Origin of the sequence: Paraglaciecola sp. L3A3 (assembly GCF_009796765.1) — a bacterium.
Taxonomy (GTDB): domain Bacteria; phylum Pseudomonadota; class Gammaproteobacteria; order Enterobacterales; family Alteromonadaceae; genus Paraglaciecola.
In genome coordinates this window covers 1,080,554-1,103,786 of record NZ_CP047023.1, presented here as the reverse complement: position 1 = coordinate 1,103,786, position 23,233 = coordinate 1,080,554, and the positions used below count along the sequence as shown (strand labels likewise).

The window sequence follows — 23,233 nt, the reverse complement described above, 5'->3', positions numbered from 1 at the left end:
ATAGCTCTGTCGAACTGCCGGTTTACTTAAAGTAATTGCATGAAAAAATTACAATTAAAAAAACAGGAGCCAATTAACTAACTTCATTTTGAGGGATATATGAGTAGCTGTAATCAAAAAATTGCTTACTGTATAATTTTCTGATCATATCATTTCTTCATTTAAGAGCCTAACCCATATATTTTTAATCCTAATAAAATTAATAGGTTGAATTACTTTTGATAGATTTGTGATAGATTTCAAGGAAGTTGATGTGTGTCTAAATAGTCATTTTGCTACATTGAATAAACACTTCTAGTTAAATACTAAAATTAGCTGTTAGGATTGATGAAAAGATGGAACAAAGTAGTTCAAGAAGTCGCTCATTGTTAGAAATAGCATTTAATAACCAGTGTAAATTTAACAATCAAAAGAAAACCGAGGTAGCTAAAGTATTTTGTATGAGCTACCCAACATTATATCGGAAGCTACTACCCGACTCAGAGCTTCCCCTTTCTGGAGAAGCGGTAGGTTACTGGTTAACTATTCACAATGATCCAGATCCTAAAAGTTCAGGAAGATTTGCTATGGGTGATATTTATTTAAAAAAAAAATGAATGAGCTTCTGTTCCTTTGATAATATTAAAAATCACATTTCTACCTTAGTGGTAGCATAATGACTCATGACTTAAATAACCTGAGCTCGGGCTAAATAGAAAAAAGGATATCAATGAAACGTAGGTTATTTATACATCTTGGCCCGAGCAAAACAGGCTCTAGCGCCATTCAAGGTTTTTTCAGAGATATTGGCTCAAAATCAATTCTGTATCCAGAAACAGGAAGATGGCCTGATGGCTCTCACCACAAACTCGTATTTGCTCATCAGGGTAAACATAAACATGGCTTGATTGATATCCCACTTTGGCAAGATTTGTCTGCCCAATTAGATAAAGAAATATCACTTTCAACCCAAGACATTCTTATCAGCTCAGAATTAGCCACACTAGATTTTGTAAAAACAATCAAAAACTTACTGGATAAATATCAATTAGAAATATCCTTAATTCTAATTGCACGCAATCCTCTAGAAAGAGCAGCCTCTGCTTACAATCAACATGTTAAAGATGAGGTAATAGGATTAAGTGAAAATCCGGATGAATTCTTACATCGAAATATCGCTAGTTTTAGTTTCGAAAGCTTATTTAAAAAATGGCAATCTTTAAAACTTCCGATAATTGCAATGCCATATAAAGCTGAGTTGCCTTTAATTACTCGATTTTGCAAAGCAATTGACGTCAATGTTAATACTTTTTATAACGAAAAGTTTCCAAACAAATCGATGGGCGGGGTGGCTCTTATTGTAATTTTAATTGCCAATAAATTATTGAATTCAGAGGCACAAAGAAGAGATTTTTTCACTCAACTACGACAAGATGAATCATTTAAAATATGGAGAGGCAGTTCATTTCCTTTTAGCAAAAGTGCAAGTAATCAATTTTATAAAGCAGTCAAATCGGATATTGATTGGATATTCAATAAATTTGATTTTGCAGAAGACAGTTTAAACACTACAACACTAAGCGCTTTTTCGTTATCTGAAACCGATATTAAAGATATTTACCGATTACTTGATAATGCAAACATAACTAAAGGTAACTCAAAACTAATATCAAAAACAATTGAGACATTTATTCAAAATAGCTGAAACACCTAATAAAGTGTCAATACCATTACGAAACGTTGCTTTGTATCTAATCGTTATTCATCACAAAAAAAAGGGAAAATGAAGAATACATTTTCCCTAGATAAAATTGAGTAGGCTGCGTTTTCTATATGCCTATTGCGCTAACGTCCAAGTATTGTCAGTCGGTCTTACGACCCCTTTATCTTTAATCGTCAAGCCATCCATCAGATGGATTATATTGCGCCCTGCACTTTCGTCACGCCACAATATGTCGGTTTTACCGTCACCGTCATAATCACCCATGTTGGCGATTTGCCAGTTGGTATCTGCTACCGTACTCATCAGTTGGCTGGTTTTGATTTGACCATCTTCCATTAAATAAACCCAGTTACGACCGTCTACTTGGTTTCTTAATATAATGTCATCCGTACCATCGCCATCTAAGTCTCCGGCACCCGCTATACTCCAATCTGCATTTATTGCATTTAAGGTGTAACGGTTTGCTATCTGACCATTTTCCATTATCCAGATGTAGTTGATACCTGTGACTTGATGACGCCATATCACATCATCGGTGCCATCGCCGTTAATATCACCTATCGCGCTTATCTTGTAATTTAAGTCGGTTACCCATAATGACGGTTGATTGGTACCTATACTTAAGCCATCCATCATATAGAACCAGGTATCACCTCGGTCTACCCGGCGCCACAACACGTCGCCTTTACCGTCAGCATTAAAGTCACCACTGCCACGTAACTCCCACTGCGGAGCATCCACGTAGTTCAGCACTTGACGGGCTTTAATATTAAATCCATCCATCAGGTAGATAAAGTTCAAACCAGTGACAGTGTTACGCCAGAAAATATCTGACTTACCATCAGCATCATAATCGCCCTGACCAGCCATCAACCAACCATCGTCTTGTACTACATTAATTGGGCTTGCTTCTTTGGTTTGAATCCCATCCATCGCCCATAAAAAGTTCCAACCTTTTGCTTCACTGCGCCATAACAGGTCAGATTTACCGTCTCCGTCAACGTCGTTTTCGGCCATCAATAGGCCAATATTAGGGTTTAGTGGCTCGGTATCTTCATTATCAGGAATGCCGTCATTGTCATCATCTGGGTCACAAACATTACCTAAAGCATCATCATCTGAGTTCATTTGATCTTCATTACTAAGATAAACACAATTATCAGTGTTATCGCCAACACGATCCCCGTCATAGTCGCTAACTTCATATTCGTTTAGCGGAAAAGCATCCCAGGAATTTCCAAAACCATCATTATCCTTATCAACATCACAAGCATCACCAAAATCATCCTGGTCGTAATTGAGTTGATCCGAATTAGGGATTAATAGGCAGTTATCTGTATTGTCTCCAATTTCGTCACCATCAGTATCACTGTACTCCCAAGCGATGAAAGGAAAAGCATCTAGCTCATCAATTACACCATCGTTATCGTTGTCATCATCAAACAAATCATCAATACTGTCGGAGTCTCTATCGCCTGTTTTCTGCGAATCAAATGGCCATTCATCAAACGCATCTTCTACACCATCATTATCATCGTCGTTATCGGCATTATCACCAACACCATCAAAATCAGAGTCTTTTGATTCGCTAAACCATCTAGGAAAAACGTCAACAATGTCATCAACACCGTCGTTATCATCATCTAAATCACACCCATCACCTATACCATCACTATCGTAATCAGAGTGTGCTCCTAGAGAATTTAATGGGCAGTTATCTATTGTATTTAGAATTCCATCACTGTCAGAATCGTCACTAATTGCCGTACTAGCATCATACTTTTCCCCGTCAACATTATCACCTATACCATCGCCATCAGAATCTTTCGTTTCAAAAGGATTGTGAGGAAATAGGTCATAAGCATCCGGCGCCCCATCACCATCATTGTCCGGGCCGAGTTCATAAACTGTGAGCTGAATAACCCCAGCTCTAACTTCTAATTGGAATATCTCTGGGTAAGAATCACCATTAACATCTAATAGACCATGATATTGCGAATTGGGAGTTTGGTAATCGCCTCTAGGATCTAGTAAGTACTCTGCTAACGGAGCACCATTTTTTCCGCTGTAAATAAAGACATGTGTATAATATTTAAAGCTGAGGTTTCTCTCAATGATGATAGTAATATCATCAATACCATCCCTGTCATAATCCATTGTAAGTGGTTTAATACCCTTAAGGTGGCTCACGGGTAAATAGCCAATACGATATAAGGTTTGTGTCGAATCAAGTCCACTTACTACTTTAATGTCTGTTATTTCGGAAAAATCTAAAAGATCTGCGTGCCCATCTATATTCACATCGCTAACAGGAAATGTTTGAGGAACTGATTCACGTCTTAGCAACACTGCACCAGGATACAATGAGCTATTTTCTACATTAACATCCTCAATTTGTTCGCCGGTATTACCATCAATAGTAAATCTTCGAGATGAAGATTTAAAAGCTTGCTCTACAAATAATTTAGACCCTTTAATAGAGAAATTTGATATGCTTCTTTCTGAAGGCGATGTCCATTTATATAAAATATTCGCATTTGCTCTGAAAATGGAATTCCCCAAAGCATCCTGATCAAGAGAATCAATATGGCCATCTTGGTCACTATCATAGGCAATAGTCGCATCAAACGGCAGAGGGTCTTCCTGGTCAGAAATTCCATCAAAGTCGCTATCTAAGCCTCGCCTCTCTAGATTAAATATAGAATTTGGTCCGTTAATAGTAGGTTGCCCATAAAAGCCAAATACACCATCAATATTATTGGCCAAACCATCAGCGTCATAGTCTAAGTTAGAAAAACTTTCACTGAAGACTGAACGAATGTGAATATTGTTTCCCTTAAAATCATTAAATCGATTTACATCACTCTGCCTTAATTTCCCTGAACGACCCAAACCAGGAATGTGTGCATATAAATTACCTTTATAATCACCTTGAGCTAACCACCTTGTATCAATATGCACAGCGACTTTTGTATTGTCATTTAATACAGTCAAAGTTGAATCAAGTAGTATCTCCGCATTAAATTCTACTTGACCATTTTCCCCTAATTTAGCTTGAATGAATTTCACTTCAGCATAGGTGTTAGTTAAATCATTTACCGGAATACTGAAATATAAAGGCAAACCACCAAGCGTACCTTCTATAAAAAAATCTGAGGCAGTATGAATCTGATCAAGCGTAAACTCAAAGGCGAAGTTCTCTGAGGAGATATTAGGGCCTTTAAATGTAATACCCGATGGAGATGCACTATTGACTAAATCATTAAATACAACGACATTGCTCGATGTGTTTTTTAATTGGACCTGTGAGTCCGTATCAATAAAATCGTAGGTAATTCGGAATTTTTTAATTTCTTCTTTAGCGGCCCCCTGAGCAACACCATAGGTTTTATATAATGTTAAAAATATTGTATTGGAATCATCACCTAATTCTTCTGGGATAAAAATTTCACCCTTAAAATTAAATAAACAAGGGTGGAGTAACCCCGTTGAAACGCCTGCTATATCATCCGTCCAATACGTACCACTGTTTTTATTCAAAATACCATTTGGGTCCTCAATACTCCAGGTAAAACCATACTCGTTTCCCCATTGACTGGTATAGACATCTGCCCCATCGAGCAATAGCTGTTGACCTGCAACAGAAATCGATATTGCCTCATCCCAACCTACTGGAAAATGTTGTTTTGACGTTTGCTGCTGAAAATAATCCAACGGTTGAAGCGTATTATAACGCGTATAGTATTTATCATCTCTAGTATCAAATACGCGTTGCGCGTCATCCAAATATACAAAACAAGATAATTCGTCACCAAAATTAGTATCGACAGTAAATGTTGGTGGAATATTGCCAGCGTCAACAGGCACAGGAGGTGCATATGTATCAGGTAAAATCATTGTTGACGTTACTGTATAGACAACTGCACCATTATATTGAACTCCCTCACTTTCTAATCTGTAGGTACAACCATACCTAGTATACTCCTCCGGCTGGACGACATTTAACGCAAACTGCTGGAGTAATTCGAAATTAAAAGCACTTACCAAGGGCACTATCTCAGTGGAGTTGGCCTCGACCTCTCCAACAATTTTTTTGAAATGAGCACAATGTGGATTATCCACATCAGGAACTATACTAAACGTTTTTTTTGAGTTTGTTCTGTTAAAAATAAATATACTAGCACTAGGGTTGTTAAACCCTGACTTTTCAGGTTGCTCGAAGAAATAAATAAGTGTTGGGCGATTTGCCGAGAGCTCAAACTCGGGTGGTGGAGGGGGTGTAGGGGGGATATAACCGCCGGTTGAACCACCGCCGGTTGAACCACCGCCGGTTGAACCACCGCCGGTTGAACCACCGCCGGTTGAGCCGCCGCCGGTTGAGCCACCGCCGGTTGAGCCACCGCCGGTTGAGCCACCGCCGGTTGAGCCACCGCCGGTTGAGCCACCGCCGGTTGAGCCACCGCCGCCGGTTGAGCCGCCGACATCATCCCCCTTCCTTTGATCTATACAAAGATACGAGCCACTTTCTGTATCTTCGAAATCATTGTCATTTTTAAACCCAATTGTTCCTTGGCATGCACCATAACCAAATCCTCCATTCTTATTTAGTTGTGTCGAGTTATCCCTCCCTGGGCTTAAATTCCAACTATGGGTGTAATACCCCGCCCCTGAAGAACTAGGACCATCACCACATTGATCACTTGAAAATCGAAGATCGCCACAATAAAATACAAACACTTCTACTTTGCAATTATTTACCATTACAATGTTATCGTAGGAGCTACCTTTTTCTCTTGTTACGTCTACACAACGCGCAGCCCCAATACCCGGATTAGGTGCAGCTTCGACATGTTTCGGGATCCATAGAAAAAATATATAAAAGCAACATATCTTAGTTAAAGTAGAAACATCCATAATCTCACCAATGAAGTAATTAGATTTTTTGATTTACTTATATAATCACTGTGCCAAAACCCAACTTGTATCTGTGGGTCTAAGCACACCTTTATCTTTAATCGTTAAGCCATCCATCAGGTGGATGATATTGCGCCCTGCACTTTCGTCACGCCACAATATGTCGGTTTTACCGTCACCGTCATAATCACCCATGTTGGCAATTTGCCAGTTAGTATCTGCTACCGTACTCATCAGTTGGCTGGTTTTGATTTGACCATCTTCCATCAAATAAACCCAGTTACGACCGTCTACTTGGTTTCTTAAGATAATGTCATCCGTACCATCGCCATCTAAGTCTCCAGTCCCGGCTATCGTCCAATCTGAGTTAATTGAGTTTAAGGTGTAACGGTTTGCTATCTGACCATTCTCCATTATCCAGATGTAGTTGATACCTGTGACTTGATGACGCCATATCACATCATCGGTGCCATCGCCGTTAATATCACCTATCGCGCTTATCTTGTAATTTAAGTCGGTTACCCATAATGACGGTTGATTGGTACCTATACTTAAGCCATCCATCATATAGAACCAGGTATCACCTCGGTCGACCCGGCGCCACAACACGTCGCCTTTACCATCACCGTTAAAGTCACCACTGCCGGCAAGCTCCCACTGCGGGGCATCAACATAGTTCAGCACTTTACGGGCTTTGATGTTTAAACCGTCCATCAAATAGATAAAGTTTTGACCGGTTATGGTATTGCGCCAGAAAATATCCGATTTGCCATCATCATCATAATCACCCTGACCGGCCATCAACCAACCATCGTCTTGCACCACATTGATTGGGCTAGCGAATTCAGTTTGCACGCCATCCATCGCCCATAAAAAGTTCCAACCTTTTGCATCACTGCGCCATAATAAGTCCGAATTACCGTCGCCGTCTAAGTCGTTTTTGACTTTGGCCGTTCTGGTGGGGTCAAGAGGGAATGCGTCATCTACATCTAAAACACCGTCATTATCATCGTCGGTGTCAGCCGCCAGACCCAACGCGACACAACTTTCGTCACATGTGTTTGGTGCGCCGTCGTTGTCAGTATCGAGTAAGTTCCCAATTGAAACTAACGGGTAAACATCAACACCATCCGTTAGATTATCGCCATCAGTATCTCTGTCTAAGTATGAAGTACCCAATCTATATTCTTCAGAGTTGCTTAGCCCATCACTGTCTAAATCTCGAAGATCATAAATAAACAAAAATGCGTCATCAAAACGAGAACTCACCGCATCAGAGCCACTTAAATCAACTCGATACAAAATACTGCGAGTCCCTTCAGGTATTAAACTGGTTAACTCTCTTTTCATCCACACATATCTGTCAGTAGAAGCATTGGATATGATGCTAGGGGCGCCAATGACTTCTCCGTCATTATCTTTAAACACTAAAGTGATTCCAGCACTGTCTCCAGCACTCCACCCACCGTATCTAACTTGCATGGCATTAGCTTCCAGTGCCTCCGCCAATGCAACTTCATCACTAAAGCCCAAGTCAAAAAGATTAACCTCTTGCGATATATAGCCACTACCACCACGAGAGTCATTCCGAGTACCAACCATTAAATCATCTATTTCAGCTCTATTTTTAAGTAAATAGGGGTACAAAGAAGAAAATGTCCAGTGGGTTTGTCTCGTTAAAAAATCATTATTTAATAAAAAGTTACGCTCAGTAAATTCGATATCGATAACACCATCATTATCATTATCTATGTCGTAAACATCTAACACATCATCGTTGTCCGAATCATTAGCTCGTTCAATAAACAAAAATGCGTCATCAAAACGAGAACTCACCGCATCAGAGCCACTTAAATCAACTCGATACAAAATACTGCGAGTCCCTTCAGGTATTAAACTAATTAACTCTCTTTTCATCCACACATATCTGTCAGTAGAAGCATTGGATATGATGCTAGGGGCGCCAATGACTTCTCCGTCATTATCTTTAAACACTAAAGTGATTCCAGCACTGTCTCCAGCACTCCACCCACCGTATCTAACTTGCATGGCATTAGCTTCCAGTGCCTCCGCCAATGCAACTTCATCACTAAAGCCCAAGTCAAAAAGATTAACCTCTTGCGATATATAGCCACTACCACCACGAGAGTCATTCCGAGTACCAACCATTAAATCATCTACTTCAGCTCTATTTTTAAGTAAATAGGGGTACAAAGAAGAAAATGTCCAGTGGGTTTGTCTCGTTAAAAAATCATTATTTAATAAAAAGTTACGCTCAGTAAATTCGATATCGATAACACCATCATTATCATTATCTATGTCGTAAACATCTAACACATCATCGTTGTCCGAATCATTAGCTCGTTCAATAAACAAAAATGCGTCATCAAAACGAGAACTCACCGCATCAGAGCCACTTAAATCAACTCGATACAAAATACTGCGAGTCCCTTCAGGTATTAAACTAATTAACTCTCTTTTCATCCACACATATCTGTCAGTAGAAGCATTGGATATGATGCTAGGGGCGCCAATGACTTCTCCGTCATTATCTTTAAACACTAAAGTGATTCCAGCACTGTCTCCAGCACTCCACCCACCGTATCTAACTTGCAGGGCATTAGCTTCCAGTGCCTCCGCCAATGCAACTTCATCACTAAAGCCCAAGTCAAAAAGATTAACCTCTTGCGATATATAGCCACTACCACCACGAGAGTCATTCCGAGTACCAACCATTAAATCATCTACTTCAGCTCTATTTTTAAGTAAATAGGGGTACAAGCCTGATAAGTACCAGCCTTCAATATTATTAGAAAAAAAACTATTTGTGATAATATTAAGTTCAGTACCTGATTCATCAACAATACCGTCATCATTACTATCTAAATTAAAAGCGAGCAACGAGAAACTCATACTCAAACTAAATACTAAAGCTAAAAATTTGTTAATTTTTTTATTCACAATCTTTCCCTTGTTCCTTTTTTGATTTATTTACATTTGCTAAAATCTGAACTTACGCTGCTGTTCAAAAATAAAAAACCGCATATTTACATAGAAATAAATATTTTTATCGACAGTATTATTGGCTTAAAGCCATCCTTCATCCTAAACTCCGTATCTTTTTTGTTCTTTACGCTGCCTACTCTGCTAGCTTATTAGGAAAACTTTCATAATTAATCGCAAGGTAACAGGTAGAGCGACTTGGGCACTTCCTGAAATATCGAACAAGTCTGAAAAAAAGATAGAGGTAAAGGTCCTTTATACAACATAACAAGGAAACAATTTTTGAGAACAAAACTGAGGGAAGGTAGGCCACCTATTCCATAGCGGTTCAATTATCATCCTGATATATTTTTCATATGATATTTATTAAGTTACAAACAGATAAAATAGCAACTTATTACTTTAGTATATTTCAAATCTACGGCGAATTATAAATAATAACAAAAGAATAAACAATAGGGGAATCAGCACTTTAAAGCACCTCATCGGTTGGCCGCCCTTCCTTTAAACCACTACCCCAAATGCCTCCTTAACTAAAATAAAAAAGGCCAACTCATATGACTGAGATGACCTTTTCTATTTGCGTTACCGGAAATTTGGCTTATTTAGCCAACTGCCAAGTATTGTCAGTCGGTCTTACCACCCCTTTATCTTTAATCGTCAAGCCATCCATCAAATGGATGATATTGCGGGCGGCACTTTCGTCACGCCACAATATGTCGGATTTGCCGTCGCCGTCATAATCACCCATGTTGGCGATTTGCCAGTTGGTATCTGCTACCGTACTCATCAGTTGGCTGGTTTTGATTTGACCATTTTCCATCAAGTACGCCCAGTTACGACCGTCTACTTGGTTTCTTAAGATAATGTCATCGGTGCCATCACCGTCTAAGTCACCGACCCCGGCAACTGTCCAATCGGTATTCACGGCATTGAGGATATAGCGACGACTTATCGCACCGTCGATCATTAACCAGATATAATTAATGCCTGTGGCTTTATTGCGCCACATCACATCATCATAGCCATCGCCATTGAAATCACCTGTGCCGACGATTTGGTAATTCAGGTCATTGACTACCAATGACGGTAAGCTGATACCAATTTTGGTGCCATCCATTAAATAAAGCCAGGTATCACCACTGTCTACACGGCGCCACAATACATCACCTTTACCATCACCATTAAAGTCGCCACTGCCCTTGACTTCCCAGTGAGGCGCCCCTACGTTGTTCAACTCAGCTTTTTTGACAATGGTGAATCCATCCATCAGGTAGATGCAGTTCTGTCCAGTTTCGCTATTACGCCAGAAAATATCCGATTTACCATCCCCGTCATAATCGCCTTGCCCCACCATGTCCCAATTTACGTCTGCTACGACGTTTATAGGTGTGGTAGACGACGATTGTGCACCATTCATGGCCCACAAGACGTTCCAGCCCTTATCATAACTGCGCCATAGAATGTCTGATTTACCATCACCGTCAACGTCATTCTTAGCAATAGTTATTTCTGCCTGCGATTTAGTCGAGTCGAATGGGAATGCATCATCTACATCTAAAACACCGTCATTATCATCGTCAGTATCAGCTACCATACCAAGCGAAATACATCCTGCATCACAATCATTCGGGGCGCCGTCGAGATCAGTATCCACATAACCTGTAATAGCAATCAAGGGGTAGGCGTCATCACTATCAAACACACTATCATTGTCGTCATCTAAATCTAACACGTCGAGTATGCCGTCCTGATCAGTATCTTGACGCGGCTCGTTGCTCTCTAATGCTAATGCTGCCGCAACGGATGAACACCCCCCCGTATCTTGAGCCACCAAACCAATAACATTTTCACCTACTTGCAAATACGCTAGTACATCGGCTTGTTGATCAGGCCCCATAACAAGCGTGTTTTCAGAAAACACTTCTATACCGTTGATATAAGCAGTTAAATCATCATCTGCCGTCCCAAATAGTTGAGCAGAACGAACATACTTCATGTCTTCAATAACAAATTTTTTGCGTAAATAAATTCTGTCTGAGCCGGTTTCATCCCATATCCTGTGTACGTTCTCAACACCCAATAAATCGTATGCACTAGGTTTCCAACTGCAGCTATGTTGACCAACAACAGCCTGGCTCCAATTACTATCGTCAAATTCCGGTAATGACCAAGTATTTGTATTATCAACTGCAACATTGTTGTCCACCAACCAGTCATCATCAGTAAGGATATATTCGGTAAAACTATAATTAGCCGGAAACTCCAGCCAATTCGAGTAATTCACCAAGCCAGTATCACTATCTAAAGTGCCATCATAGATAAAACTTAAGGTTTTAGGGTTTGCACCTTGATTGATTTCAGCTGTGTCTTCTTGGCCCCACCAATTACTTTGAACATCAAGGGTAAAGGGGGTGTAATTCTCTATGGCGTAACCGGTATTGCCGTAAATGTCATTATTATTTAATACAGCATTGGCTTCTCCATTAACACTGACACCAAATACTAAGTTATTGGTAATGCGATTATTTGTTAAGACAATGACAAAATTACCCAATTCGTTATAACGACGATCATGTTCAAGATAAATCCCCCCTCCATTACTATCTATAGTGTTATTTATTACAGAAGGGAGATTCTTACTATCATAAACACGAATATATAACCCGGGCCCTGCATTACCGGTTATTTCATTGTCATGGATAGAGGGTTGACTGAACCTATCGTTCGATGGCCGAAATAAAATACCACCATCCACATTGTTGCGCACTTTATTGTTACTAATCGCTAATGTACTGTTCTCAGGCATATCCGTATCGAAATATAATCCATAACCACCATTGCTTTCTATAATGTTATCTTCAATTAAAAATTCGCCTGCATAACTTGTGAAATAAATACCGTGGCCTTCATTTCCAATCACCGAATTGCCTCTAAAAATAAATGAAACTGTCCAATAATAGATCTCGACGGAGCCTTGATTATTACTTATCTGGTTATTGGTTAATGTTAAATTGCCGCCCCCCCAAAAACGAATTGACTGCCCATTACCACTTATCTCGTTGCCATCAATTAAAAAGTGAGATTCTCTCCCGCGGCCATCAATCGCATAACCACTATTGTGACTAAAGACGTTATTGGTGAGAGTAATAGTTGATTCAGTTTCATCATATTTAGCATTGTAAGAGTCTTCGAATTTAATTCCAGCGCCATTATTTGAGAGTTCACTGTTGGTTAATGTCAGTATCTGCCCGTCACCATCCATATTTAAATCAATGCCATATGCACTGTATTGAATGGTCGTATAATCCATAGTGACCGACTCTGCCCCATATATTTCATTACCATCAACGTCGCGAGCCCAGCCTCGCACTAAAATACCTCCCCAGTCACCAATAGTCGGCTCATTGGAACTACTGGTGAGTATCACCCGTTTGTCAGCTGTGCCAACAACACTCAAATTGCCTTCTATAACCAATTCACTGTAAGCGGCCCTAGGTAAATACTGCGATGCACTATGATCGTCGCTGTTGGCAAGAAACAACACGGTTACACCCGGCATAATCGTTAAGGTTGTATTGACGGCGACTGTCACATCGCCAGTAATCAGATAAGGGCTATTATCTTCTGTCCACACAACATCTTCGTAAAAGGTGGTGCCTCTTATTACGGTTTTAGCAAACGCATTACCTGCACTAAATTCACCCTTGCCGTTATTTAGATACAGCTTATCGTTAGGCCCGCCATCACCGGCCAGCCCATCAAGGTCGCTATCACCGTCTGCATCAAGGAGTGTGAGTACGGTGGTATCATCCGTTTCAATGCCAATATCCACAACTGTTGAAAAATCACCATTGCCATCATTGAAGTAGACCTTATTGGATTGCTCACGATTAGTGACCAACACGTCTAAATCACCATCACCATCGACATCGCCCACGGCCATCGCTTGAGTGGTATCGGTTTCAATGCCAATATCCACGCCACTGGCAAAGCCGCCATTGCCATCATTTAAATACAGTTTATTGGTTTGACCATCATTACCTACTAACACGTCAAGGTCGCCGTCTTGGTCAAGATCATTGAGTATTAGTACGTTGGTATTATCGGTATCATCACCAATGCTCAGCGCTTCGGCAAAGAAATAGTTGTAATAACCATAAGTACCATTATTCAGATAAAGCTTATTGGTTTGACCATTATTACCGGTTAACACGTCTAGGTCGCCGTCATTGTCTACGTCACCTAAAACAAGTGTAGTGGTTTCATCACGGTAACTGCTTACATCTAACGAGTCGGAAACATTTATATACAGTGTGATACCGTTAGAACTACTTACTACAGCATCCAGGTCGCCATCACCGTCAACATCTCCAAGAGCGACCGCATACTCTGCATCCTGTCGCTTATTAATAGTCACACTGCTGGCAAAGCCGCCACTACCATCATTTACATACAGATCATTACCAGTTAAAACGTCTAGGTGACCATCGCCGTCTACATCACCAACTGCCATTGCCATGGTAGGACTATAATAGCCAATGGCCACCCCAGTCGCAAAAACACCAGTGCCATCATTCAGATAAATCTTTTTGTTTTGACTAGCCTTACCAGCAAGGAGGTCCAGGTCGCCATCTTGGTCAAAGTCGATCAGTACAATTACTTCGTTTTTGCCCTTATCATCGCCAATAGCCACGCCACTGGCAAAGGCGCCACTACCATCATTCAAATACAGTTTATTGGCTGCATCTAAATTTCCTACCAACAAGTCCAAGTCACCATCCCCGTCTACATCACCCAATGCAAGGGATGCAGCATCTCTATCAATGTAACCTCCGCTGGTAAAGCCCTGAAACGTGCCATCAGATGCAACACCATTGTTCAGATACAATGTATTGTATTGACTTTCATTACCCGCAATGACATCGAGATCACCATCGCCATCTACATCACCGAGTACAATTTCCCGAGTTACACTAGCCACATCACTAATGGCTAAACCACTAGAAAAACCACCTGAACCATCATTTAAATATAAGGTGTTTGTTTGCCAGTAATTACCTGCTACCACGTCTAAGTCGCCATCACCGTCCATATCACCGACCTGAATTGACCTGGTACGATTTACATCGTCACTGATGTTCACTCCATCTGAAAATTCTCCTTGCCCATTATTAAAATATATCTTATTGGTAACGCCAAAACTTCCACCATCATGACCCGCCACCACGTCTAAATCGCCATCACCATCCATATCTGCTAATACAATTGCGCGGGCCCAATGACTACTAATGACAATCCCTTCACTGTTTAAATCAAACCACGGATATAGTCGTTGTTTATGCCAATAATGGGCTACGTATTTCTCTGTAGAAGTCCACTGTCGCTCGATTTGAGCGCGCTCTATCAATGCCTCAATTGAGAAATCCTCAGGAAAAAGCAAATCTATTGAACTGGCTGTTGCATTACCAACAATCAGCGTTGATAACAGTATCAAACACATTTTCCGATATTTTTTGGATAATTTTGACGTGGTATCTAGCCACTTTGAACGGATATTTAAAAGACAGACTGTAAAGCGGTATTCATCCATGATGGCTTATCCTCTATATTTTTTAATTACATTACTCGAAGCATACTTGTTTTATGGGGGGCAACTAACCGCTAGGACAAAATTTAATATGGAAACGGGTTTTACCTGTCATTGAGTAATTTCTCACCGATTAATTAAGCCACTAGGGATTTTAGCACTCAATAATTAACCAAAAATTTAAAAATTGTTAAAAAAAATCCCGCATATAGCGGGATTTAATTTGGTTTTCTACTTAGCCAATTGCCAAGTATTGTCAGTCGGTCTAAGGACCCCTTTATCTTTAATCGTCAAGCCATCCATCAGGTGGATGATATTGCGCCCTGCACTTTCGTCACGCCACAATATGTCGGTTTTACCGTCACCGTCATAATCACCCATGTTGGCAATTTGCCAGTTAGTATCTGCTACCGTACTCATCAGTTGGCTGGTTTTGATTTGACCATCTTCCATCAAATAAACCCAGTTACGACCGTCTACTTGGTTTCTTAAGATAATGTCATCCGTACCATCGCCATCTAAGTCTCCAGTCCCGGCTATCGTCCAATCTGAGTTAATTGAGTTTAAGGTGTAACGGTTTGCTATCTGACCATTTTCCATTATCCAGATGTAGTTGATACCTGTGACTTGATGACGCCATATCACATCATCGGTGCCATCGCCGTTAATATCACCTATCGCGCTTATCTTGTAATTTAAGTCGGTTACCCATAATGACGGTTGATTGGTACCTATACTTAAGCCATCCATCATATAGAACCAGGTATCACCTCGGTCGACCCGGCGCCACATCACATCCCCTTTACCGTCACCATTAAAGTCACCACTGCCGGCAAGCTCCCACTGCGGGGCATCAACATAGTTCAGCACTTTACGGGCTTTGATGTTTAAACCGTCCATCAAATAGATAAAGTTTTGACCGGTTATGGTATTGCGCCAGAAAATATCCGATTTGCCATCATCATCATAATCACCCTGACCGGCCATCAACCAACCATCGTCTTGCACTACATTGATTGGGCTTGCGAATTCGGTTTGCACGCCATCCATCGCCCATAAGAAGTTCCAACCTTTCGCTTCACTGCGCCACAATAAGTCAGATTTACGATCGCCATTAACGTCGTTGCGAACTCTAGGTCGAGTTGAATCGGTAGGATATTTGTCTTCTAAGTCATTAAGACCATCTCCATCGGTATCTGCAAGAACAGGGCTGGTACCCATCTCTACTTCGACACTATCAGACAATCCATCTCCATCAGTATCGCTATTTGCAATATTGGTGTTGCGTTGGTATTCCTCGAGGTTAGTTAGGCCATCTTCATCATAATCCAAAGTAGCATCGCTGCTATTGAGGCGGTCTAACTGCACTGAGTAAAACATTTCCCACCAATCGGGGATCAAGTCGCCATCACTATCGTGAGTCGTATTAACTACAAATTCGGTGCCAACTCCCCAACTGCGAATTAAGGCTATATCATTTTTAGGTAACGAGCCTTGAGTTAACACAATATTAGAACTAAGAATTGTCCCGCTTGCTGGCGCTGAATTGCCTGTATACAGTTTAGGATAAATACTATTGCTCTTCGATTGCGTTGGATCAAGATTGCCCAGATCCCAGTGCGCCCATTCATAAACCTCACAACTAGAGCCGCTGCAACTATCGACACCGGCAGTGGATTCAGGCGCACTAGTATAATTGGGTACCATAACCAAAAGATCGACATCGGCTAATTGAATACTGCTGCTATTGGTCGTAACTAGATTTACGTTTATAGAGCTACCAGCGACTAAAGGGGAAATAAAAATACCGCCAGCATTCAAGCTTAATCGTTGTGATGCTTGCACGACAGAGGAAACTGATGCACGCGCAACTAAATTTTCATTATTGCCATCACGTAATTCACCTTCAACCACCAACACCTGGCCGGGTATTCCGCTGCTTAACACTTCTAAAGTAACAGTTTCATCTATCCAACGCTGATTATCCAAGTTGCCAATAGGCCAAAGAATTTTTTTACCTTCTAAAACTTTCAAACCTGAAGCGGATACATATTGATAGCCCTCAGGAACTTCAAAAGACATCAATGCATTTTTAAGCGCCGTTCCAGTAATATTACCTAAACTTAGTTTAAAGGTTTGCTGTTCGCTAGGTTGTATTGCATATTTATCTGCTTCTAATACTAACTGGGGATTACTCACAGACGCTTTAGCAGCATAACTCACAGTGGGTTTTGTGCCAACAGCATAGCTACCGCTACTTTCGCTAACGACTGCATGACTCACCCAAGGAGCCCCATCGACTGGATCATTACCGTAAACAGGAATCAACAACACTCTGGATTCTCCTGCATCAAGTTGTCCAATGGTTAATGTGCCCCATTCGCCTCCTCCACAATAAATTGAAGAACAATTAGCAATAGTGGGTAAAGAAGCACTTTCACTGAATCGAGATGCCGCAGCCATCATCACATTCAACTGTACATCGGTTAGAGATAAACTGCCCTTGTTTGCCACTACATAACGATAATAGAGATAATCAGAATTAGGTTTAAAGTCTCCAGTGACAGTTACATCTAGAGTTAAATCAACTCCAGCCTTAATTACCACACTTTCTGAAGCTCTGACCAAAGAAGGCCCACCGTTGTTCATTTGAGCTTCGCTGACTAGTACCATGCCGTCCGCTATTCCGTCAGGAGCAGTGACCGTAACGTAACGTTTACCACTGGTACCACTGTTGAGTGTATTAATACCCCAACTCACCACACCATCTGCGAAAGTGCCGCCATCACTGGCTTTGACAAATGACACGCCATCAGCTAGCGCTACTTCCAATTCTAAATTCTGAATTGCACTGCCAGAAACGTTGCCATAGCTTATTTCATAACGGTGATTTTCTTGTGCTGCCACTACCTGCTTATCTGAGGTAATCGACATCATTAACCCTAATGAGTCGTCATACAGTACAGTAGGTTTTGTGCCTACCGTATAGCTACCACTACTTTCGCTAACGACTGCATGACTCACCCAAGGAGCACCATCAACTGGATTATTATCATAAATAGGGATGAGCAACACTTGGGATTCTCCTGCATCCAGCTGCCCTATGGTCAATGTTCCCCACTCACCTCCTCCACAATAAATTGAAGAACAATTAGTAATAGTGGGTAAAGAAGCACTTTCACTGAATCGAGATGACGCAGCCATCATCACATTCAACTGTACATCGGTCATCGTTAGCGCACCTTTATTGGCGACTACATAACGGTAATACAAATATTGTCCCGGCGTGCGTGTGTCGCCTGTAACGGTGACATCCAGAGTTAAATCAACTCCAGCCTTAATTACCACACTTTCTGAGGCTCTGACCAAAGAAGGCCCACCGTTGTTCATTTGAGCTTCGCTAACCAACACGTTACCGTCTGCCAACCCCGATGGGGCCGTAACAGTGACATAACGTTTGCCACTTACACCACTATTTAAGGTATCTAATGTCCAACTCACCACCCCGTCGGCATAACTGCCACCATCACTGGCTTTGACAAATGACACGCCATCAGCTAGCGCTACTTCCAATTCTAAATTCTGAATTGCACTGCCAGAAACGTTGCCATAGCTTATTTCATAACGGTGATTTTCTTGTGCTGCCACTACCTGCTTATCTGAGGTAATCGACATCATTAACCCTAATGAGTCGTCATACAGTACAGTAGGTTTTGTGCCTACCGTATAGCTACCACTACTTTCGCTAACGACTGCATGACTCACCCAAGGAGCACCATCAACTGGATTATTATCATAAATAGGGATGAGCAACACTTGGGATTCTCCTGCATCCAGCTGCCCTATGGTCAATGTTCCCCACTCACCTCCTCCACAATAAATTGAAGAACAATTAGTAATAGTGGGTAAAGAAGCACTTTCACTGAATCGAGATGACGCAGCCATCATCACATTCAACTGTACATCGGTCATCGTTAGCGCACCTTTATTGGCGACTACATAACGGTAATACAAATATTGTCCCGGCGTGCGTGTGTCGCCTGTAACGGTGACATCCAGAGTTAAATCAACTCCAGCCTTAATTACCACACTTTCTGAGGCTCTGACCAAAGAAGGCCCACCGTTGTTCATTTGAGCTTCGCTAACCAACACGTTACCGTCTGCCAACCCCGATGGGGCCGTAACAGTGACATAACGTTTGCCACTTACACCACTATTTAAGGTATCTAATGTCCAACTCACCACCCCGTCGGCATAACTGCCACCATCACTGGCTTTGACAAATGACACGCCATCAGCTAGCGCTACTTCCAATTCTAAATTCTGAATTGCACTGCCAGAAACGTTGCCATAGCTTATTTCATAACGGTGATTTTCTTGTGCTGCCACTACCTGCTTATCTGAGGTAATCGACATCATTAACCCTAATGAGTCGTCATACAGTACAGTAGGTTTTGTGCCTACCGTATAGCTACCACTACTTTCGCTAACGACTGCATGACTCACCCAAGGAGCACCATCAACTGGATTATTATCATAAATAGGGATGAGCAACACTTGGGATTCTCCTGCATCCAGCTGCCCTATGGTCAATGTTCCCCACTCACCTACTCTACAATAAATTGAAGAACAATTAGTAATAGTGGGTAAAGAAGCACTTTCACTGAATCGAGATGACGCAGCCATCATCACATTCAACTGTACATCGGCCATCGTTAGCGCACCTTTATTGGCGACTACATAACGGTAATACAAATATTGTCCCGGCGTGCGTGTGTCGCCTGTAACGGTGACATCAAGCGTTAAATCCGTATTATTTTTTACGATGACACTGTCAGTCACAGAGGTTAAGACGTTTGAATTATTAGACAGCGTTGCTAAAGAAGTATAAATGGTACCTTGCGAGGCTGAGTTGGATGCTTTCACTGTAAAAAAACGTTTGCTGCTGGTACCAACATTGGTTACCACTGAGTCCCATACGATTTCACTACCGACTAAAGTGGCGCCATCAGAGGCAGAAACAAAACTTGTGCCAGCTGGCAAACTGGCTTTTAGCTCAGTACTTACCCAGCCACTGTTACCAACATTGCCAAAGCTAATTTCAAAATCTATTTCTTCGCCTGCAAGTATCTGTTGATGTTTGGCCGTCACGCTAAGTGCAGCAGGTGCATCAATATCAATAGTCAAAGATTGATCTTTGCTAATAGCCGATGAAATACCATCATACACAACGGATGTCGTCATCGTAACAAGCCCCTCCGCTGCATTAGAATTAATATAAAGTGGGGCGATAATAACTCTGGTCTCACCTGCAGCCAGATCGCCTAAAATCCACTGCGGAAAATTACCCGATGAACAATTGTTGTTGCAGTTGCTAGATTGTGGCAAAGATGCCGATTTATAAAAGGTTGTTCCAGTTGGAACTGAGGTTGTAACAACAACATTCCCGCGGGTAACACTGTCCGTATTACTCACTATAATTTTATAATACTGGTAGGTGTTTTTACGTATGTGATCACCATCACTGGTGACTTCAAGCGTAATAGCTTGTGCTACGCTACTGAGCATGGTTAACAATCCAACAACCAATAACCAAGACACTTTATTACAGAATGTCTTAATATCTTTATTAACGTATTTCATTTGATCCTTTCCTCATTAGGGACAACGATTTAAAAAGTTACTTTCAACTAATTAACTTTAAACCAAGATTACTTTAACTACTGTACTACTTTAACTACTGTATAAATGATGATGCTCAAATTTTAAATGTAATGCATCATCAATAATTTTTGAGGCGTGAACTATAAAAGAACTACCCATTTTAAATGAAGCTAAGGCTTCATTACTCAACACATTACCATCACAGGTACTATCTATAGTTATAGTTGCTTTCATCAAAATGCCGTCACCCCATATCTAACACTAAGTTTTGCATTGCCGCGGTTACTTCCATAGCTCAAATCGCAACCATGGACTGCGTCGGAATCCAACCCCTCGGTCTAATATCAATATGAAAAACAAATTATCTAAAAAGTCATGCAACATTGTCGGCTTGCCAACCATTGAAAGATTATTGCTGCTTTTTGTTACGACTACATGACGTATTAGGGGAGCGCCTTTAAACAAGTCCCATAACAAACGGTGATAATTAGCCCCTATTAGTTTTCCAGTTTAGAATTAACCGATATTGAGCTTCTGTTACACATCGCCGATAGTAAAAATAACACCATATAAAACACCAACTTTTGTTTAGAGAGTTAAAGAATTTGTAAGCTTCCATTTTTCTAGATCTCATTTGGCGTTATATATTTTTGATATCAAAGAGTTGCATAATGTTCGTACAGATTCAATCGACAGCTATATGCAGTTAACGGCATTTAAGCGTAATTAAGGGGGTAATCGTAAATAATTTGCTCGTACGCCAAAACTTAAGTAACTAAATTTATCGGTTATTAAAGTCGTTTCAGTGTAAAAAAAACGCCACTTAAACGGCTTTAAAAGATACTCTGTAATAGTAATAAACATTTGAATGTTGTATATTTTTTACAGAGTAAAAGCACGATGGATAATATGGTTATTTATCTACCCTGTCTATATCGACAAGCAAAAAGGAACCCACTATGGCTGTGAGTGAGAATTCACCGCGTAAACGAAAGCGAGGGATACGCGCTTCTCGAGTTAAGCTAGAAGAAGCAATGGCTAGAGCTGGTTACAAAACCCAAGCATCCCTAGCTGAAGCAATTGCCGATAAAGAAAACCTTGATTCAATTCCTAAAGACGTTGTCAGCAAAGTATTTAGAGAGCTTCTTGTTGCTCCTTCCTCTATTCAACGTGTAGCCAATATATTAGAAGTTGAAGCGTATACACTATACAAATCAGCGGAAGAACAAAAACGAGAATATACAATTACAGAAAACGAATCAAAAATTGAAAAAACTGCACCAATTGAAAGTATCCCTGCAACACAACCAGCGTTGAATTTTCGTTCTCTATTACTGCTGATTCTAGTAGTTTTAATCGGGGTAATTACAACCATAATTACTGTCAATGTATTAAACACAAGCTCAAACATGCAAATTGTTAAAAGTATCTCTGGTAAGTTCGCCAACAAAAAACCTACATTGGGAATGTTCTCATTGGTCATTGATGCTGATGAGAAAAGTAGAGAATTATTAAGCATTCCAACGTTAAAAAAAACATTGCAAAACAATTATACATTTTCTGACTACTCTCAATTTAGCAAAACACTCGATTCAGAGTTGTTACCCAGGGATATCCTTAATGAATTACAAGCTGATTTTTTTCTAAAATTAGAAACGACTGAATTTGGTGGTTTTGTTAGCACCACAGCATTTTTATATTCAGATAACGATGTGCACAATGTTTGGGCAATATCCGTCAGACGTTCTTATATCGAGCTAGATGAATTATTATTCATTGAAGATCTGGTTTCTACTATTGAATTTGAAACTGGTGTCCTACCTAATTATTCCTCAAAATTTAGCGAAACAACAAACCAATTGTCGATGTTGGATTATATGAAAGGTCGAAATTTGTTAGACCAATCACAAAGCAATTAAAATTATTCAATGGGATACACTAAGAGGTAATTTAACGCCAAACGATGAAGTCATTAGCCTGTTTACGGCTATTAAATGAAGAAAACATAAACGTTGATAGCGACCTTTAAAACAAAAGGTTAATCAATTAACAAAATTTTTAGACAATCTAGAATCTTCTGCAATGCTGCGCCTTGCATTAAGCCACTATTACTTTGAACAATTTGCACAAACCCAAAAACGCATTAAATCAGATGCAAAAAGGAACCCTCCCGATCTATAATAATTACCTGACCTTGAGTTTTTTTTGAGCAAGAAGCTAAAATATAAAAAATCGGCCGCTAGCCAGCAAATTTTAAAACAGACTCAACCACTTAGTGTTATTTTCTTGACAATCAGTAAAAATTAATTGGTTTTGAAGATATCCCTTGATTTTATTTTCATTGAAGAACAACCTACTTT

The 23,233-nt window shown here is 40.5% G+C and carries 8 protein-coding genes; 3 read left to right on the top strand and 5 right to left on the bottom strand.

The window, feature by feature from the left end:
- The first annotated feature begins 335 nt into the window (after positions 1-335).
- Together GQR87_RS04590 and GQR87_RS04585 are read left to right on the top strand one after the other, a co-directional pair.
- The gene (locus tag GQR87_RS04590) at positions 336-596 is read left to right on the top strand and encodes a hypothetical protein (protein WP_158967004.1); all 261 of its coding nucleotides are present in this window, start codon (positions 336-338) and stop codon (positions 594-596) included.
- Positions 597-709: 113 nt separating this feature from the next.
- Complete coding sequence (locus GQR87_RS04585; protein WP_158967002.1) at positions 710-1,684, top strand: hypothetical protein; 975 nt, start codon at positions 710-712, stop codon at positions 1,682-1,684.
- A gap of 132 nt (positions 1,685-1,816) precedes the next feature.
- On the opposite strand, the gene GQR87_RS04580 is transcribed toward GQR87_RS04585, so the two are convergent.
- From GQR87_RS04580 to GQR87_RS04560, 5 genes are all read right to left on the bottom strand, one after another.
- Complete coding sequence (locus tag GQR87_RS04580; protein WP_158967000.1) at positions 1,817-6,616, bottom strand: FG-GAP-like repeat-containing protein; 4,800 nt, start codon at positions 6,614-6,616, stop codon at positions 1,817-1,819.
- Positions 6,617-6,661: 45 nt separating this feature from the next.
- The gene (locus tag GQR87_RS04575; RefSeq protein WP_158966998.1) at positions 6,662-9,577 is read right to left on the bottom strand and encodes a VCBS repeat-containing protein; all 2,916 of its coding nucleotides are present in this window, start codon (positions 9,575-9,577) and stop codon (positions 6,662-6,664) included.
- A gap of 643 nt (positions 9,578-10,220) precedes the next feature.
- Positions 10,221-15,116 carry an FG-GAP-like repeat-containing protein gene (locus GQR87_RS04570; protein ID WP_158966996.1) on the bottom strand — a complete coding sequence of 1,632 codons (4,896 nt, stop codon included), beginning with the start codon at positions 15,114-15,116 and terminating at the stop codon, positions 10,221-10,223.
- Positions 15,117-15,440: 324 nt separating this feature from the next.
- Positions 15,441-20,852: a VCBS repeat-containing protein gene (locus GQR87_RS04565; RefSeq protein WP_158966994.1), complete on the bottom strand. Its 5,412-nt coding sequence runs from the start codon at positions 20,850-20,852 to the stop codon at positions 15,441-15,443.
- Positions 20,853-20,942: 90 nt separating this feature from the next.
- A complete protein-coding gene (locus GQR87_RS04560) occupies positions 20,943-21,107 on the bottom strand; it encodes a hypothetical protein (RefSeq protein ID WP_158966992.1) in 165 nt (54 codons plus the stop codon).
- 725 nt (positions 21,108-21,832) lie between these two features.
- Between GQR87_RS04560 and GQR87_RS04555 the strand changes: the two genes are divergently transcribed.
- The gene (locus GQR87_RS04555; protein WP_158966990.1) at positions 21,833-22,792 is read left to right on the top strand and encodes a hypothetical protein; all 960 of its coding nucleotides are present in this window, start codon (positions 21,833-21,835) and stop codon (positions 22,790-22,792) included.
- The last annotated feature ends 441 nt before the right edge of the window (positions 22,793-23,233 follow it).